At 61.5% G+C, this 517-nt stretch carries 1 protein-coding gene; it reads right to left on the reverse strand.

Annotated elements, in window-relative coordinates:
• On the reverse strand, positions 1-478 hold a 478-nt coding region (locus AC1D0I_RS32950; RefSeq protein WP_477400241.1), incomplete at its 3' end, for a thiamine pyrophosphate-dependent enzyme.
• Positions 479-517 lie beyond the last annotated feature (39 nt).

Here is a 517-nt window from a genome sequence, read left to right on the forward strand (position 1 = left end):
TCATTATGATGGTCAGCGTCGGCAATTGATTTGCCCGGGAAACGAAATGGGCAGGGGTCGGGTTGCCAAACATGTAGGCGCCGTCGCCAACCAGGCTGATGACGCGTCTTTCCGGCGCGGTCAGTTTTATTCCGAGAGCCGCGCCGAGTGCCCAGCCAAGACCGCCGGAGCTTGGCGCGCCAAAATAGCCCCCACCGCCATCGAGTGCGAGAAGCTCAGTCGGGAATGCCGTCTCGGCGAGAATGGTGTCGCCTTCCCCCGACACGTCGGCCAGGCAACGTGCCACTTGAGCATAGCTTGGCAGTTCGACGTCGGCTACGGCTCGTTCTCTCAGGGTCCTGAACGCAGTCCGCTTGGTATCGAGCCAGGCAATCCTTTCCTCGACCACATCTGCCTCGGCGTGGCTTGCGGCCTGGATCAAACGCATGGCTGTGGCGACATCGCCATCGATCGCCAGGTCGGCCTGAAATCCACGCACGGGATACCGCGAGAAGTTCGGATCGAAGGCCAGGTGGAT

Source organism: Mesorhizobium sp. P2_D1 (genome assembly GCF_056404455.1).